Origin of the sequence: Streptomyces sp. NPDC004667 (assembly GCF_040609475.1) — a bacterium.
Classification (GTDB): Bacteria; Actinomycetota; Actinomycetes; order Streptomycetales; family Streptomycetaceae; genus Streptomyces.
Window position 1 is genome coordinate 1 of the sequence record NZ_JBEXKC010000042.1, and the last position, 16,080, is coordinate 16,080.

Below are 16,080 nucleotides of genomic sequence, written 5' to 3' on the forward strand. Positions count from 1 at the left end.
GGCGCCGCGAGCCGGTGGCGGCGGACGACAGGCCCGCGCAGCCGCCCCGGTGGGGCACCGGCGGCTCACCGGCCCGCCCGGCCCCGGCAGGGGTGGGACAGCCGGTACGAGCAGCCCGCGCCCGGCCGGGACCGGGAGCAGACACCCCGGCCCGTGGCGGCGGACGACAGGCCCGCGCGGCCTCCGGCCCCACCGGCCGCCCCCGGCGGGGGCAGGACAGTCGGTCCGGCAGGGCCGGGCGGCTTCGCCCCGGTCGCCTTGCCGGGCGGCGGCCGACCGGCGTGCGGGCCCCGGTCCGGCAGGGCCGGGCCGGGTGGTGGCGCGGTTCGGTACGGCCCGGCCCCGGAGGGCCGGGGGTGCTCCGGGTGCCGCGCCCTCGCGGGGTCAGCGCCGGGTGGCGCTGCTGACGCGGAGGAGGTCGATGTGCAGGCGTCGGGTCAGCCACCAGCGGCGCGGGCCGGGCCGGGGCGTCTGTACCGGTGTCACGGAAATCGACCTGCCCCCCGCTGCCCCCGGGGCTTACCCTGCCCCTGGCCGTCGCTGTCCCCCGCAGTCTCGTGGCGCCGTGCGGGGCCGTCAAGAAGGCGGTCGGGGGCGGCCGTTGACCGCCCCCACGGAAGGATCCCCGCACCCGATGCCCACCGAACATCCCGCCGCCCCCCTCGACAACCCGGTGTGGGCGTCCCTGACCGGCGCCCACCGGGCCTTCGCCGAGACCGCCCCCGGCGGTCTGGCCGCCCGCTACCTGCCGGCCGCGAACCCGTTCGCCGCGCTGGCCGACCCCGCCGACCCCGCCGCCTGGGCCGACCTGGCCGCGCTGATCGGGCCCGGCGAGACGGTCTGGCTGACCGGCCTGCCGACCCCGCCGCCCGACTGGACCACGGTGCTGGAGATCCCCGGCGTCCAGCTGGACGGCCGGGCCGTGCGGGCCGAGGCCGCTCCGGAGGCCGTACGGCTCGGGCCGGACGACGTCGCCGAGATGACCGAGCTGGTCGAGCTGACGGAGCCGGGCCCGTTCCTGCCCCGCACCGTCGAGCTGGGCGCGTACCTCGGGATCCGGCACGAGGGCCGGCTCGTCGCGATGGCCGGGGAACGCATGCACCCGCCGGGCTGGACGGAGATCAGCGCCGTCTGCACCCACCCCGACCACCGGGGCAGGGGCCTCGCGGGCCGGCTGGTCCGCGCCGTCGCCGCGGAGATCCGGGGCCGCGGGGAAACGCCGTTCCTGCACGCGGCCGCCGAGAACACCAACGCCATCCGGCTGTACGAGTCGATGGGGTTCACCCTGCGCCGCGAGCCGGTCTTCATCGGCCTGCGCACCCCCGGGACGGGCGGGATCCGGCCGTAACACGGCTTAACACGGGGTTCATTGAGTGCCGCCGGAGTCTCCCGTAGCGTCGGTGGAACGGGAGCACGGACGGAGGGAGGAAGGCCGTGGCGGTGAACACGTGGCAGATCAGCGGTCGTCCCGCCCTCCGTCCGGCTCCCGTGCTCGCCCCGCGCCGGCCGGTGCGCCTGCACGCGCGCGCCCACGTCGACCTCCAGCGGGTCTGCGCCTCCCTCTGTCGTCCCTGATCGCGTCCTCCGCCGCCGCGGCGCCCCGCCCGCGGCCGCCGCACGCCCGATCAGGAAGGCAGTTCCGCCGTGCCCGCACCCGACCCCGCCCCGCTCCACCTGGCCGTGGCCCTCGAAGGAGCCGGCTGGCATCCGGCCGCCTGGCGCGAACCCGGCGCCCGGCCCGGCGAGTTGACCACCGCCCGCTACTGGGCGGACCTGGTCGCCGAGGCCGAGGCCGGCCTGCTGGACTTCGTCACCTTCGAGGACGCGCTCGGCCTGCAGTCCACCGACCCGGCCGAGGCCGACGGCCGTACCGACCTGGTCCGGGGCCGGCTCGACGCGGTGCTGGTCGCCGCCCGGGTCGCACCGCTGACCCGGCACATCGGCCTGGTGCCGAGCGTGACCGCCACGCACACCGAGCCCTTCCACGTCTCGAAGGCCGTGGCCACCCTGGACCACGTCAGCCGCGGCCGGGCCGGAGTGCGCGTACAGGTCTCCGCACGCCCCGACGAGGCCCGCCACTTCGGCCGCCGCACCGCACCGGAGCCGGCCGGCGTCCTGCTGGCCGAGGCGGCCGACCACGTCGAGGTGACGCGGCGGCTGTGGGACAGCTGGGAGGACGACGCCGAGATCCGGGACGTGGCCACGGGCCGCTTCGTGGACCGGGAGCGGCTGCACCACATCGACTTCGAGGGACCCCACTTCAGCGTCCGCGGCCCCTCGATCACCCCCCGTCCCCCGCAGGGACAGCCGCCGGTGAGCGCCCTGGCGGCCGACGCCTCGGCGTACCCGCTGCTCGCCCGCGCCGCCGACCTCGGGTACGTGACCGCCCGGGACGCCGGACAGGCCCGCGCCGCCGTGGCCGGGATCCGGGCCGCCCAGGAGGCGGCGGGCAGGGCCGGGCGGCCCCTGCACGTGTTCGGGGAACTGACCGTCTTCCTCGACACGGGCCCCGGGGCGGCGACCCGGCGGCTCCAGCGGCTGGACTCCGTCCACGGGGCGGCGTACACGAGCGACGCCCCGCTGTTCGCGGGGAGCCCCGCCCAGCTCGCGGACCTGCTGCTGGACTGGCGGCGGGCCGGGCTGAGCGGCTTCCGGCTGCGGCCCGGGGTGCTGGCGCACGACCTGCCGGCGATCACCCGCGGCCTGGTGCCGGAGCTCCAGCGGCGCGGCGCCTTCCGGCGTTCCTACGAGGCCTCCTCGCTGCGCGGCCTGCTCGGACTCCCCCGCCCCGCGAACCGCTACGCCCGGCCCGCCGCCTGACCGCGCACGGGCCACGACCGGAAGGCCACGTACCGCCATGGGCAAACCCCTCAAGCAGATCCATCTGGCCGCGCACTTCCCCGGGGTCAACAACACCACCGTGTGGAGCCACCCGGAGGCCGGCAGCCACATCGACTTCGACTCCTTCGTCCACTTCGCGCGGACCGCCGAGCGCGCCCGCTTCGACTTCCTCTTCCTCGCCGAGGGACTGCGGCTGCGCGAACAGGGCGGCCTGATCCACGACCTGGACGTGGTCGGCCGGCCCGACACCTTCACGGTGCTCTCCGCCCTCGCCGCCGTGACCGGGCACCTGGGCCTGACCGGCACCATCAACTCCACCTTCAACGAGCCCTACGAGGTGGCCCGCCAGTTCGCCACCCTCGACCACCTGTCGGGCGGCCGGGCCGCCTGGAACGTGGTGACCTCCTGGGACGCCTTCACCGGCGAGAACTTCCGGCGCGGCGGCTTCCTGCGGCGCGAGGAACGCTACGGGCGGGCACGGGAGTTCCTGGCCACCGCCCACGAACTGTTCGACTCCTGGGACGGGGGCGAGATCCTCGCCGACCCGGCGTCGGGGGTCTTCCTGCGGGACGCGGGCGCGGGCGCCTTCGTCCACCGGGGCGAACAGTTCGACGTCTCGGGCCGGTTCAACGTGCCGCGCAGCCCCCAGGGCCGTCCGGTGATCTTCCAGGCCGGCGATTCGGACGAGGGCCGGGAGTTCGCCGCGGCCGACGCCGACGCCATCTTCGGCCGGTACGCCACGCTGGAGGAGGGCCGGGCCTTCTACGCCGACGTCAAGGGCCGGCTCGCCCGGTACGGCCGCACCCCGGACCAGCTGAAGATCCTGCCCGCGGCCACCTTCGTCCTCGGCGACACCGACGCCGACGCCCGGGAACTGGCCCACGAGGTACGCCTCGCGCAGGTCAGCGGGGCCACGGCGATCACGTACCTGGAGCAGGTCTGGAACCGGGACCTGTCCGCGTACGACCCGGACGGCCCGCTCCCGGAGATCGACCCGGTCCCCGGGGAGAACACCGTCGCGCGGGGCCGGGCCAGCGTGCGCATGTTCCGCGACCCACTGGCCACCGCCCGGGAGTGGCGGGAGCTGGCCGCCGCCCGGAAGCTGTCGATCCGGGAGCTGGTGATCGAGACGACCGGACGGCAGACCTTCATCGGCTCGCCCGCCACCGTCGCCGGCGCGATCGACGACCTGGTCCAGCGGGACGCGGCCGACGGTTTCATCCTGGTCCCGCACCTGACGCCCGGCGGCCTGGACGGCTTCGCCGACACCGTCGTCCCGCTGCTCCAGGAACGGGGGGTCTTCCGGCGCGAGTACTCCGGCCCCACCCTGCGCGACCACCTGGGCCTGGCCGCGCCGCGGGTCCCGGCCCCCACCGGCCCCTGAGGAGGAGCACCGTGTCCCGTACCCCCCTCGGGGTCCTCGACCTCGTCCCCGTCCCGTCCGGCTCCACCGCCACCGAGGCGCTGCACCACACCGTCGCCCTCGCCCGGCAGGCCGAACGGCTCGGCTACGCCCGCTACTGGTTCGCCGAGCACCACCTGAACCCGGGGGTCGCCGGGACCTCGCCCGCGGTGCTGCTGGCGCTGACCGCCTCGGCCACCTCCACGATCCGGATCGGGTCGGGGGCCGTACAGCTGGGCCACCGCACCGCGCTGTCGACGGTGGAGGAGTTCGGGCTGATCGACGCCCTGCACCCGGGCCGCCTCGACCTGGGCCTGGGCCGCTCGGCCGGCCGGCCGCCGCGGCCCGCGCCGGACGCGGCCCCGCCCTTCGAGGGGTGGACGCCGGGCGGACTGCGGATACCGCCCCGGTTCTCCTTCGCCCACCTCCTCGGGCACCCGCGCGTGGCCCTGCAACAGCGGCTGCTGAACCTGCCGGGGGCCGGGCCGCAGGACTACGCCGAGCAGGTGGGCGACGTACTGGCCCTGCTGCGCGGCGAGTACCGCTCCCCGGAGGGGGTGGAGGCGCACGCCGTCCCCGGCGAGGGGGCCGACGTCCAGGTGTGGATCCTGGGCAGCAGCGGCGGGCAGAGCGCGGAGACGGCCGGCGCGAACGGGCTGCGCTTCGCCGCGAACTACCACGTGAGCCCGGCGAGCGTGCTGGAGGCGGCGGAGGGCTACCGGGCCGCCTTCAAGCCGTCCGCCGCGCTGGACCGGCCGTACCTGACGGTGTCCGCGGACGTGGTGGTGGCCCCGGACGACGCCGGGGCCCGGGAGCTGGCCGCCGGGTACGCGCCCTGGGTGCGCAGCATCCGTACGGCCGAGGGCGCGATCCCCTTCCCCTCGCCGGAGGAGGCCCGGGAGCTGGTGGCCGGGTGGTCGGCGGCCGACCACGCGCTGGTCGCCGACCGGGTGGAGACCCAGTTCGTGGGGTCGCCGGCGACCGTCGCGGACCACCTGGAGCGGCTGCGGGAGGCCACCGGCGCGGACGAGCTGCTGATCACCACGATCACGCACGCGCCCGCCGACCGGGTGCGCTCGTACCGGCTGCTGGCCGAGGAGTGGGCCCGGCGTCCCTGACCGGTGCCGGACGGAGGCGGTCCGCTCCGTCGGGTTTCGCACGGCTGCTCGCGGTCAGACGCGGGAGGAGCCACGGAACCTACGGAAGGGAACTGCCGTGAACGACGTCACCCGTCTGCCCGGCGCCGCGCACCACCACTGGCAGTGGCAGGCACGGGCCGCCTGCCGGGGCCTGGGCCCCGGCAGGTTCTTCCACCCCGCCGGAGAGCGGGGCGAGGAGCGCGAGGACCGGGACGAGGCCGCCAAGCGGGTGTGCGCGCACTGCCCGGTGCGGGCGGCCTGCCTGGAGCACGCGCTGCGCACCCGCGAGCCCTTCGGGGTGTGGGGCGGGCTGACGGAGGAGGAGCGGCGGCAGCTGCTGTCCGGCGCCGCCGCCCGGCCCGTGTCGGCGTAGCCCCCGGGCCCGTTACGGGCGCGCCTGCCGCCAGGCGCGGGCGAACAGTTCGTGCGGGGGCAGCGGGGCGAGCAGCCGCTCCGTCATCGCGTACAGGCTCTTGCCCGCCGCCCACGCCAGGTGGCCCTCCAGTTTGGCCTTCTCCAGCGGAAGGTGCGGGGCCTTGAGGTCCGCCCACTCCCCGGGGACGAACGCGGTGCGGCCCGCGCGGGCCCGCTTGCCGCTCTCCACCGCCCCGGCCGCGACCAGTTCGGCCTGGGCCGCCTTGTGCCGCACCGCCGTCCAGCCGTTCCAGCGCCGCACGTTCCGGTCGGTGGGCCGGGCGAGCGCGAGCAGCTGGAGGTGGAGGGCGGCGGCGTCCGCGCCGACCCCGAGGGTCCCGGCGACCTCGGCCACCAGGTCGGGGGCGCTGAGCGAGGGGTCGGTCTCGTAGCCGCCCGGGGGCACGGGGGTGTCCGCGGCGCGGGCGGCGAGCCGGTCGAGCCCGTCCAGGAGCCGGGCGGTGCGCGGCAGGTCGTCGAGGATCCAGGCCGGTCCCCGGGCCCCGCACGTCGCGGCGGCCCGTTCCGCTCCGCCGGGGGCGGTGAAGGCGGCGGCCCGCAGGAAGGTCTCGCCGGAGGGGGCGCCGACGAGGAGGGTCCCGTCGTCGTGGACCGTGTCGGGTACGGCGCCCTCCGCCATCGGGACCGTACCGGGCAGGACCGTCCCCCGGTACGGGGCGAAGGCCGGGTCGGTGGGCACCGACCGTCCCAGGCCGGGCAGCTTTCCGAGGGGGATCAGCGCTCCGGGGCCCGCGAGCTGCTCCCGCAGCCGCTTGTGCAGGAGCAGGGCCCCGCCGCGGGCGGGGTCCCCGACGGGGCGTTCGGTCAGCGCCCAGGCGATGACGGTGGCGGCCGTCCGGTGGGCGGGCGCCGAGGAGGCCACCCAGCGTCCGGCGGTGCCGTCCGGTTCGGCGTACCGCAGTTCCAGGGCGCCGCGGCGGTCCCGGGTGAGGAGGAAGCCGTCCTCGCCGAAGGGCTCGCCCTGCGGGGCGCGTCCGGCGGGCAGGCTCCTGGCCCAGCTCTCGTGCAGGCCCAGCTCGGCCTCCAGGGCGGCGGCCAGTTCCTCGTCGGCGGGCTCCTCGGCGCCGAGGAGCCCGTTCCAGGCGGCGGCCATGCGTTCGGCCGCCGCGGTCATGCCGGTGGGCTCCCACAGTTCGGCGGGGTCCAGCGGGAGGCCCGCGGCGAGGACCGCCCGGCGTCCGGCAGCGCCCAGGGCCCGGCAGAGCTGGTCGTACGTGGAGACCACGGCCTTGGTCGCCTTGTACGGGGCCCCGCCCAGCAGGCGCTCGTGCTCGTCGTGGCGGTCGCGGCCCGGGAACCCGGCGAGGACCAGGGCCGCGACGGAGCCGCGTACGCCGGTGAGCCGGGCGAAGGCCTCCCGGGCGGCGGGGGGCACCTCCAGCGGTCCCCGCTGGGCGAGCAGTTCCAGCAGCCGGGGCAGGCGGGCGGTGTCGTCCGCGTCGACGGTGGGGGTCTCGCGGTCCTCGGCGCCGTCGGGCTCGGGGTCGGCGGCCCGCTGGAGGAACCAGTGCCCGCCGCCGTCGGCGGCGGCCGAGGAGAGGGGGTGTCCGGCGGCGCGGGCGGCGGCCAGGGCCTCCGTGGCCGCGCGGCCGGTGCGCCAGGTGCTGCCCGGTTCGGCGAAGGGCTGCCCGCTCCAGGTCTCCAGCAGGGCGGCGAGGGCGGCCCGGTCCGCTTCGGGGGTCGCGGCGGCGCAGGCCCGCCAGGCGACGGCGCCGATCCGGCCGACGAGCGGCTGCCAGGGTGCGTGGTCGGCGGGCAGGGCCAGCAGGCGGGTCTCCTCGTCGATCTCCCCGCGCAGGTGGCGGCCGTCGGCGGCGACGGCGGTGAGCAGGGCGGGCTGCGGCTGGGGCTCCGGGCTGCCGTGGTAGCGGCGCTGGTCGGGCAGCAGTCCGTACAGGGCGGGGGTGAGTTCGGTGTCGGGCACTTCGGTGCGCAGCGCGACGGCCGGCTCGGCGCGCATGAGGGTGACGCGGCGGGACAGGGCCCGGCGGCGGCGCAGGACGTCGGCGGCGCGGTGGGCGGCGCGGGCGACGCCTTCGGCGATCCGCGGTTCGAGCGGCCCGGGGAGCGCGGGGGCCGGGTCCTCGCGCAGGGCGGCGTCGAGGAGGTCCCGTACGGCGGGGTCGGCGACGGTCCGCAGGGCGTGTGAAGAGGTCTCGTCGCGGGGGGTCAGGAAGTGCCAGAACGCGGGCGGCGGGACGGGGCCCGCGCCGTCGCCGAAGCCGGGGGTGCGGGGGCGGTCGGAGCCGGGGAAGCCGTGGACCTGCCAGAGCAGGGAGTTGTCCTCGGCGGAGTGGCAGCGGACGGTCTCCTGGCCGGCGAGGACCGCGTCCTCGCCGCCCACGGGCATGCGCAGGATCGCCCAGGGCCGGCGGCCGAAGCGGCGGCTGCGATAGGAGGCGCTGCGGCCGTCGGTGCCCTGGAGGACGAACTCGCGGGGCGAGGGGCTCGCGTAGGGGGTGCGGTTGAGGACGCGGAAGCCGACGAGGCGGCCGTCCTGTCCGAGCGGGGAGGCGGGGGCGCCGGGGGGAAGCGCGGCGAGGGACTGCACGTCTCCGAAGAGCTGGGTGCCGGGCGGGGGTTCGGTGGCGGTGTGGAAGGCGGGCGGGGTGCGGTCGGTGCCGGGTTCCCCGGTGTCGGGGTCGACGCGGGTCCAGCTGCCCCAGGAGCAGAAGGTGCGTGCGCTCCAGAAGCGGTGGCCGTCGCTCATCTGGACGTCGTGGGCACCGATGCCCTCGCGTCCGCCGGGGCGCAGGACGTTGCGGCCGTCGTGGCGGCCGGTGCCGTCGGGGGTGGCGAACTGGTAGCCGAGGCCGCCCTGGATCATGCCGCCGTAGCGGTGCAGGCCGTACGTCCGCTCGGGCTCGAAGACGTCGTCGGGGTGGTCGCTCCAGAAGGCGCGGTCGGGGATGTTGTTCCCGGCGCCGCTCCAGGCGACGAGGAACTGCCCTCCGATGTGGTGCACGGTGAGCGCGGGCGCGGCGGCGCCGGTCTCGTCCCCCTCCGTTCCGGGCACGCGGAAGGTGCAGGCGGCCCGCCGGCCGGCGTGGTCGACGGCGAAGGCGCGGTCCGGGCCGTAGACGGTGAGGACGGGCCAGGTGCTGGTCACGCCGACGACCCGGTCGGGTCCGCCGAGCTCGGCGACGGCCTCCTCCAGGGCGGGCCAGCCGAACTCCTCGGGGAGCCCGGCGCGCAGGGCGCGGCCGAGGGGGCCGGTGAGGTCCAGGCCGGCCAGTGCCTCTTCGATGCCCTCCAGGGCGCGGGCGGTGGGGCGGTCCAGCAGTCCGTGGAGCTCGTCGACGGCCTCGTCGGCGGCGGCGAGGCCGCCGCCGCGCAGGGCGTCGAGGAGGGCTTCGACCCGGCCGTGCACCTCGGCGGCGATGCCCGCGTTGCGCGGGAGGCGGGTGATGGCGCTGCCCGCGGTGCGCAGCGCCTCGTGGACGGTGCCCTCCAGGCGGGGGCCGAATACGGGGTCCGCGGCCAGGGCCTTGAGGTCGCGCCGGGAGCGACCGTCCCGGAACTCCAGCCGCACGGCGGGTCCGGGGTCCTCGACGGCGATGCCCTCGGCGAGGCAGGCGTCGAGCAGGTCGGCGTCGAGCCCGGGGTGGCGGTAGCGGTCCTCGTGCAGCCGCAGCGGGGCGGCGGCGCGCAGCCGGGGGGCCCAGCGGGTCAGCAGCTCGAAGAGCTCGGCGGGCATGGGCTGGCGCATGACGCCGCTGCCGGAGCGGCCGTGGCCGAAGCGGTGGGTGTAGCGCGCGAACCAGCCGTCGAGGCCGCCCTCGGGGACGATCCGCCCGGCCGCGGCGGCGTCGGCGGCCCCGCAGGCCAGGAGCAGCCGCAGCCAGGCGCCGGCGTCGCCGCGGCTCTCGGGGAACAGGTCGAGGAGCAGGGCGGCGGTGTCGTCGGCCGGGGGGTGCTCGGTCAGCAGGGCCGTGGCGGCGTCGAACAGCCGGTCGGGGACGTCCTTGCCGTGGGCGGCGCCGAGCAGGGCGCCCAGTACCCGGGCTTCCTCGGCGGTGCCGGCTCCGGCCGCACGGGCGGAGAGCCGCAGGCGGCGGGCCAGGTCGGCGGGGGGCTCGCCGGGCGAGGCGGCCCAGGCCTCCAGGAAGCGTACGAACTCCTCGTGCGCGGCCCGCGGGTCCAGGGTGGCGGCGAGCCAGGTCTGGTGGGTCCCGATCGCGGTGGCGGGTAGGGCTCCGGCGCGGGCGAAGAGCAGCAGGTTGGCCCGGTGCCAGTCGGGGTCGACGGGGAGCCGGTGGGTCTGCTCGGCCTTGCGGGCGAGGGCGTGGGCGCGGGCCGCGGAGCGCAGGTGCCAGGGGATCAGCCGGTGCCCGAGGGTGTCCCAGAACCAGGGCAGGTGGGCGGGTTCCAGGGTCCTGGCGCGCCGCTCCAGGCCGTCCACGTACCGGCCGGGCTTCTCGTAGGCGGTGTGGAGGGTGGAGAGGGCCTCGGCGAAGAGCGCGGCGGCGTCCGCGGCCCGGGCGGGATCGTGGGCGGCGGCCCAGTCCGGGTAGGCGGTCGAGCGGTGCGGATCGGCCGGCGGCAGGATCTGGATCTTCATGGGCCGATCCTGGCACGCCCCTGTGACACCGCCCCGGCCCCTGATTCCCGCCGGGGAAGGGCCCAGGACCCCGCAGCCCGCACGGGGAGGCCGAGCCGAAGGGGCGCGCCGTGCTCTCAGGGGCGCACGCCCGGAGGAAACCGCGAGGAACGAGCGGTTTCCGAGGACGTACGCCCCTGAGAGCACGGCACCGGCGCCCCGGAGGCGAAGCCTCCCCTAGACAGAGGTGAAGCGGCGCAGGAGCGGGGAGAGGACCAGGACCGACTTGGTGCGTTCCACGAAGGGCTCGCCCGCGATGCGTTCCAGCACCCGCTCGAAGTGGCGCATGTCCGAGGCGAAGACCTGGACGAGGGCGTCCGCGTCGCCGGTGACGGTCGACGCGGACACCACCTCGGGGTACCGCTCCAACCCTCGCCGGATGTCGTCCGGCGAGGTGTTGTGGCGACAGTAGATCTCGATGAAGCCCTCGGTCTCCCAGCCCATCGCGGCCGGGTCCACGCGGACGGTGAAGCCGGTGATGGCTCCCTCGGCGCGCAGCCGGTCGACGCGCCGCTTGACGGCGGGGGCGGAGAGGCCGACCTCGGAGCCGATGTCCGCGTAGGAGCGGCGGGCGTCCTCGGCCAAGGCGTGCACGATGCGTTCGTCGAGATCGTTCAGTCGCACTGCGGGTGGATCACTTTTCTGCTGTGGCCACTTCTTCCGTGGCCAGGCGGGAGCGGCGGATGCCGTAGGTGAAGTACACCACGAGGCCGACGGCCATCCAGCCACCGAAGACGAGCCAGGTGGGGGTATCGAGGCTGAACATCATGTAGGCGCAGGCGAGGAAGCCGAGGATCGGCGTGACCGGGAAGAGCGCCACCTTGAAGGTGCGCGGCATGTCCGGCTTGGTGCGGCGCAGGATGATGACGGCGACGTTGACCAGGCCGAAGGCGAAGAGGGTGCCGATGCTGGTGGCGTCGGCGAGCTTGCCCAGCGGGATGAAGGCCGCGAGGAGGCCGCAGAAGACGGAGACGATGACGACGTTGGCGCGGGGGGCGCCGGTCTTCTCGTCGACCTTCGCGAAGACCTTGGGGACGAGGCCGTCGCGGGACATCGCGAAGAGGATGCGGGTCTGGCCGTAGAGGACCGCGAAGACCACGGAGAAGATCGCGATCACGGCGCCGGCGGCGAGGATGACGCCCCAGAAGCTGTGGCCGGTGACGTCGGTCATGATCTGGGCGAGCGCGGCCTCGGTGCCCTCGAAGTCCTGCCACGGCATGGCGCCGACGGCGACGAAGGCGACGAGGACGTAGAGGACGGTGACGATGCCCAGCGAGAGCATGATCGCGCGCGGCAGGTCCTTCTTCGGGTTCTTGGCTTCCTCACCGGCGGTGGAGGCGGCGTCGAAGCCGATGTAGGAGAAGAAGAGCGTGGACGCCGCGGCGCTGATGCCGGTGACGCCGAGCGGGGCGAGCGGGGTGTAGTTGCCGGCCTTGATGCCCATGACGCCGATGCCGATGAAGAGCAGCAGCGTGACGATCTTGACGGCGACCATGATCGAGTTGACCGTGGCGCTCTCCTTGGCGCCGCGCATCAGGAAGACCATCGACAGCAGGACGACGACCAGCGCCGGCAGGTTGATGAACCCGCCCTCGCCCAGCGGTGCGGAGACCGCCCCGGGGATGGTGACCCCGATGGTCCCGTCGAGGAGTTCGTTGAGGTACTGGCCCCAGCCGACGGCCACGGCCGCGACGGAGACGGCGTACTCCAGGACGAGGCACCAGCCGCAGATCCAGGCGATGAGCTCGCCCATGGTGGCGTAGGCGTACGAGTACGAGGAGCCGGAGACAGGGACGGAACCGGCCAGCTCTGCGTAGGAGAGGGCCGAGAACAGGGCGGTCAGGCCCGCGATGACGAAGGAGATCGTGACGGCCGGGCCGGCCTTGGGGGCGGCGGTGCCGAGGACGACGAAGATGCCGGTGCCCAGGGTGGCGCCGATGCTGATCATCGTCAGCTGCCACATGGTGAGCGAGCGGCGCAGCGTGCCGCCCTCGCCCTGGCCGCCCTCGGCGACCAGCCGCTCCACCGGCTTGCGGCGGAGCAGGGGGTGCGAAGGCTTGCGGGGCTCGGACGTGAGCGGTGGCGCCTGGCCGTGATCGAGCACGAAGGGACTCCTTTGACACTGCGGATGGGGACTGTCAGGCGTCGACCGCAGCGGTCCGGAGCAGTTCTCAGGCAGGGACGAACCCTGTCTGGGCATGGGGGGACCGCCGAGCAGGCGGTCCGCGCCACTCCACGTACAGCGAGTGAGCCTACGAGCTGAGTGATACCGCCCGTAATGCACCATCCTTGCACATTGGCGAACGATCATTGCGCGGATCTGTCCGGGATGGCCGTTTGTTGCGCACAGATGATCGATCACTGCGCAGGGCTCCCTCGCCCCCCTTTCTTGACACGGCGTCAGACATGCCGCAGCGTGCCCCGTGGTTCCCCCCTGTCCGACGATCGGAGGCGAAGCGTGAAACCGACGCAGACGGAGTCCGACGAGCGGTGGCTGGATCCCGGACCGTTCCTGCGCGGGGTCGCCTGGCTGCACGAGGGGCGCCCCGTGCGCGCCGACCCGGCCGACACGATGCGACTGCCCTGGGACACCGGCGAGCGCGCCACCCTTCCCATAGGGGTACGGCTGGAGTTCACGGGCGGGTCCGCGCACGCCGTGGAGATCCGCTACCGGGCCACCGTGCCGGGCCCCACCGACGCGCTGCGCGACCTCGCGCACGGCTTCGCCCTGTGGAACCGCCACGGCCGGATCACCGAGGTGTTCACCGAGCCCGCCGCGGAGGCCGTCGTACGCGTCCCGCTGCCCCGCGGCGGCGGCCCCTTCACCCTGCACCCGCCCGAGGCCCAGTCCCCCGCGGTCCTGGGCCTGCGCGGGATCGGCGGCCCCCTCGCACCCGCCCCCCGGGGCCCGCGCTGGGTGGTGCACGGCGACTCCATCACCGAGGGCTGGTGGTCGACCCGGCCCGCCCACGGCTGGCCCGCCGTAGCGGGCCGGGCACTGGGCTGGGACACGGTCAACCTCGGCTACGCGGGCGCGGCCCGCGGGGAACTCGCCACCGCCGAGCAGCTCGCCACCCTCCCCGCCGACGTCCTCACCCTCGCCTTCGGCACGAACTGCTGGTCCCGGGTGCCCTTCACCGCCCCCCTCCTCTACGAGACCACCCGCACGTTCCTCGACCTGATCCGCCAGGGCCACCCCCGCACCCCCCTGCTGCTGCTCTCCCCGGTGCTGCGCCCCGACGCCGAACGCACCCCCAACCGCCTCGGCGCGACCCTGGGCGCCCTGCGGGACGCCATGGAGCGGGCCACCCGCGACCGGATCGCCGCCGGGGACGGCCGGCTCGTCCTGCTGCCGGGCCGTGACCTGCTGGGACCCGAGCACCTCGCGGACGGACTGCACCCCGACGACGAGGGACACCGGATCCTCGGCCTCGCTGTGGTCACGGCCGCGCGGCGGGCCGGGTTCGACGCCGTGTGAGTGAAACAGGTCATAGCGGTCCCGCTGAACAGAACGCTCCCGCCGCCCCGTGTCCTGCACAAGTTGCCGATCCTCCGGCGACGGACTCGGCAGACACCACACGTGGGAGAGATCGACATGGGCATCAAGCGCGGAACTTCCCTGGCCGCGGTCGCGGTCGTCGTCACGCTGGCGGCGACGGCCTGCGGCGGTTACGACAAGGCGGCCGACGCGACCAAGCCCGCCGGTGCGGTCGCCGACGCCCAGGCGCCCGCCGCCGACCCCTACGGCAACGACAAGCCCGCCCAGGACGCCGCCGCCACCCAGGCCAAGGCCGGCGGGCAGCTGGCGATCGCCTCCACGGACCAGCTCGGCTCCGTCCTCACCGACAGCGCCGGATTCACCCTCTACCGCTTCGACAAGGACACCGCCAAGCCGCCCGCCTCCAACTGCGACGGCGACTGCGCCAAGGCCTGGCCCGCGGTCCCGGCGGGCGACGCGACCGCCGCGGCGGGCATGGACCCGGCCATGCTGGGCGAGGTGGTCCGCAAGGACGGCAGCAAGCAGCTGACGGTGGCCGGCTGGCCCGCGTACCGCTTCGCCAAGGACACCAAGGCGGGCGACCTGAACGGACAGGGCGTCGGCGGCACCTGGTTCGCCCTGGCCCCCGACGGCAAGAAGGCGGCGAAGCCCGCCGCGGGCGCCGGAGCGGGGACCGGAGCCGGCGCCGGCCAGGCCGCGGGCGCCCTGACCGTGGCCAAGGACCCCAAGCTCGGCGAGCACATCGTCGACGGCAACGGCATGACCGTCTACCGCTTCAAGCCGGACACCGCCTGGCCGATGGTCTCCAAGTGCGAGGGCGACTGCGTCGCCAAGTGGCCGGTCGTCCCGCCGGTCGACAAGGCCAACGCCAAGGGCATCATCGAGAAGAACTACCTCGTCCTCGACCGGCCCGACGGCAAGAAGCAGCAGACCGTGAACTGCTGGCCCGTCTACACCTTCACCGGTGACAAGAAGGCGGGCGACACCAACGGCCAGGGCGTGGGCGGCACCTGGTACGCCGTCGCCCCCGACGGCAAGCTCATCACCGTCCAGTAGCCCCGCCCGCCCCGGGCCCCACTCCCCCCACTCCCGATCCGCGCGGTCCCCGCCCCCCTCCCCCCGGGCGGGGGCCGCGCGCCGTTCCCCGGGACGGCCCGCTTGCCTAGAGTGAGCTCCATGCTGCGCGTACTGGCCGTCGACGACGAGAAGCCGCTCCTGGAGGAACTCCTCTACCTGCTGCGCTCCGACCCCCGGATCCGCAGCGCGGAGGGCGCCTCCGACGCCACCGGAGCACTGCGCCGGATCACCCGGGCGCTGGAGAGCGGACCGGACGGACCCGACGCCATCGACGTGGTGTTCCTGGACATCCAGATGGCCGGGCTGACCGGACTGGACATCGCCCGGCTGCTGACCGGGTTCGCCCGCCCCCCGCTGATCGTCTTCGTCACCGCCCACGAGGGCTTCGCCGTCCAGGCCTTCGACCTCAAGGCCGTGGACTACGTCCTCAAGCCGGTCCGGCCCGAGCGGCTGGCGGAGGCGGTCCGGCGGGCCCGCGCACTCCTGGGCCGGCCGGACGGGGCGCGGGCGGAGCCGGACGCGGCCGTCCCGGCCCGGCGGACCCCCGTGTCCCCGGCGGGCGCGGACGCCGGTGCCGCCGAACGCGTCCCGGAGCAGATCGCGGTCGAACTGGGCGGCGTCACGCGGTTCGTGGCGATCGCGGACATCGCGTACGTGGAGGCCCAGGGCGACTACGCCCGGCTGCACACCGACGGGGGCAGCCACCTGGTGCGGATCCCGCTGTCCACCCTGGAGGAGCGCTGGGCGGCCCGCGGGTTCGTCCGGATCCACCGTCGCCACCTGGTGGCGCTGGGCCGGATCGACGAACTGCGCATGGACGCGGGGACCACGAGCGTGCGGGTGGGCTCGGCGGAACTCCAGGTCAGCCGCCGCCACGCCCGCGACCTCCGGGACCTCCTCATGCGCCAGGCGACGGGCTAGCGTCCGGGCTCCGCCGGGACGGGCCGCGGGCCACGGGCCGACCTCTCCGGCCGCACCCCGCATCCGGATGCGGGGCGGGGCGGATGCGCCCATGCTGGAGAGGGGCGCCGGACGAGCCGTTCACGGCCGGAGGCGACCTCACCCCGACCGGCGCGCCAGCCCGCCC

13 protein-coding genes are annotated in these 16,080 nt (G+C 75.7%); 9 read left to right on the forward strand and 4 right to left on the reverse strand.

The features are described from left to right. Positions 1-384 precede the first annotated feature (384 nt). Positions 385-486 carry a putative leader peptide gene (locus tag ABZW32_RS22860; protein WP_356218541.1) on the reverse strand — a complete coding sequence of 34 codons (102 nt, stop codon included), beginning with the start codon at positions 484-486 and terminating at the stop codon, positions 385-387. Between the two features lie 148 nt (positions 487-634). On the opposite strand from ABZW32_RS22860, the gene ABZW32_RS22865 reads away from it, so the two are divergent. From ABZW32_RS22865 to ABZW32_RS22890, 6 genes are all read left to right on the forward strand, one after another. Continuing rightward, on the forward strand, positions 635-1,348 hold the full coding sequence (locus ABZW32_RS22865) for a GNAT family N-acetyltransferase (protein WP_356218543.1): 714 nt from the start codon (positions 635-637) through the stop codon (positions 1,346-1,348). A gap of 86 nt (positions 1,349-1,434) precedes the next feature. Beyond that, a complete protein-coding gene (locus ABZW32_RS22870) occupies positions 1,435-1,575 on the forward strand; it encodes a hypothetical protein (RefSeq protein ID WP_356218545.1) in 141 nt (46 codons plus the stop codon). A 69-nt stretch (positions 1,576-1,644) separates the two neighbouring features. Further along, positions 1,645-2,820 (forward strand): LLM class flavin-dependent oxidoreductase, encoded by a 1,176-nt coding sequence (locus tag ABZW32_RS22875; RefSeq protein ID WP_356218546.1) that lies wholly within the window; start codon positions 1,645-1,647, stop codon positions 2,818-2,820. Positions 2,821-2,857: 37 nt separating this feature from the next. Next, a complete protein-coding gene (locus ABZW32_RS22880; RefSeq protein ID WP_356218547.1) occupies positions 2,858-4,225 on the forward strand; it encodes an NtaA/DmoA family FMN-dependent monooxygenase in 1,368 nt (455 codons plus the stop codon). A gap of 11 nt (positions 4,226-4,236) precedes the next feature. Continuing rightward, positions 4,237-5,361: an LLM class flavin-dependent oxidoreductase gene (locus ABZW32_RS22885; RefSeq protein WP_356218548.1), complete on the forward strand. Its 1,125-nt coding sequence runs from the start codon at positions 4,237-4,239 to the stop codon at positions 5,359-5,361. Positions 5,362-5,458: 97 nt separating this feature from the next. Beyond that, positions 5,459-5,755, forward strand: a complete 297-nt coding sequence (locus ABZW32_RS22890; protein ID WP_356218550.1) for a WhiB family transcriptional regulator — start codon at positions 5,459-5,461, stop codon at positions 5,753-5,755. Between the two features lie 12 nt (positions 5,756-5,767). On the opposite strand, the gene ABZW32_RS22895 is transcribed toward ABZW32_RS22890, so the two are convergent. The 3 genes from ABZW32_RS22895 to ABZW32_RS22905 all read right to left on the reverse strand — a co-directional run bounded on the left by ABZW32_RS22895 (position 5,768) and on the right by ABZW32_RS22905 (position 12,521). Continuing rightward, the gene (locus ABZW32_RS22895) at positions 5,768-10,378 is read right to left on the reverse strand and encodes a hypothetical protein (protein WP_356218551.1); all 4,611 of its coding nucleotides are present in this window, start codon (positions 10,376-10,378) and stop codon (positions 5,768-5,770) included. 216 nt (positions 10,379-10,594) lie between these two features. After that, positions 10,595-11,041: an Lrp/AsnC family transcriptional regulator gene (locus tag ABZW32_RS22900; protein ID WP_030234152.1), complete on the reverse strand. Its 447-nt coding sequence runs from the start codon at positions 11,039-11,041 to the stop codon at positions 10,595-10,597. A gap of 10 nt (positions 11,042-11,051) precedes the next feature. Further along, entirely contained in the window at positions 11,052-12,521 is a 1,470-nt protein-coding gene (locus ABZW32_RS22905; RefSeq protein WP_356218553.1) for an amino acid permease, read from the reverse strand. A gap of 354 nt (positions 12,522-12,875) precedes the next feature. Between ABZW32_RS22905 and ABZW32_RS22910 the strand changes: the two genes are divergently transcribed. The 3 genes from ABZW32_RS22910 to ABZW32_RS22920 all read left to right on the forward strand — a co-directional run bounded on the left by ABZW32_RS22910 (position 12,876) and on the right by ABZW32_RS22920 (position 15,914). Continuing rightward, positions 12,876-13,895 (forward strand): GDSL-type esterase/lipase family protein, encoded by a 1,020-nt coding sequence (locus ABZW32_RS22910; RefSeq protein ID WP_356218555.1) that lies wholly within the window; start codon positions 12,876-12,878, stop codon positions 13,893-13,895. A 117-nt stretch (positions 13,896-14,012) separates the two neighbouring features. Further along, positions 14,013-14,972, forward strand: a complete 960-nt coding sequence (locus tag ABZW32_RS22915) for an SCO0930 family lipoprotein (RefSeq protein WP_356218624.1) — start codon at positions 14,013-14,015, stop codon at positions 14,970-14,972. A 120-nt stretch (positions 14,973-15,092) separates the two neighbouring features. After that, positions 15,093-15,914, forward strand: coding sequence for a LytTR family DNA-binding domain-containing protein (locus tag ABZW32_RS22920; RefSeq protein WP_356218556.1), 822 nt, complete (start codon positions 15,093-15,095; stop codon positions 15,912-15,914). Positions 15,915-16,080: the final 166 nt, after the last annotated feature.

Bases quoted from the DNA above. Each gene is read 5' to 3' on its own strand.
- ABZW32_RS22865 (WP_356218543.1), top strand. From the start codon at position 635: ATGCCCACCGAACATCCCGCCGCCCCCCTCGACAACCCGGTGTGGGCG.
- ABZW32_RS22915 (WP_356218624.1), top strand. From the start codon at position 14,013: ATGGGCATCAAGCGCGGAACTTCCCTGGCCGCGGTCGCGGTCGTCGTC.
- ABZW32_RS22880 (WP_356218547.1), top strand. From the start codon at position 2,858: ATGGGCAAACCCCTCAAGCAGATCCATCTGGCCGCGCACTTCCCCGGG.
- ABZW32_RS22920 (WP_356218556.1), top strand. From the start codon at position 15,093: ATGCTGCGCGTACTGGCCGTCGACGACGAGAAGCCGCTCCTGGAGGAA.
- ABZW32_RS22895 (WP_356218551.1), bottom strand. From the start codon at position 10,378: ATGAAGATCCAGATCCTGCCGCCGGCCGATCCGCACCGCTCGACCGCC.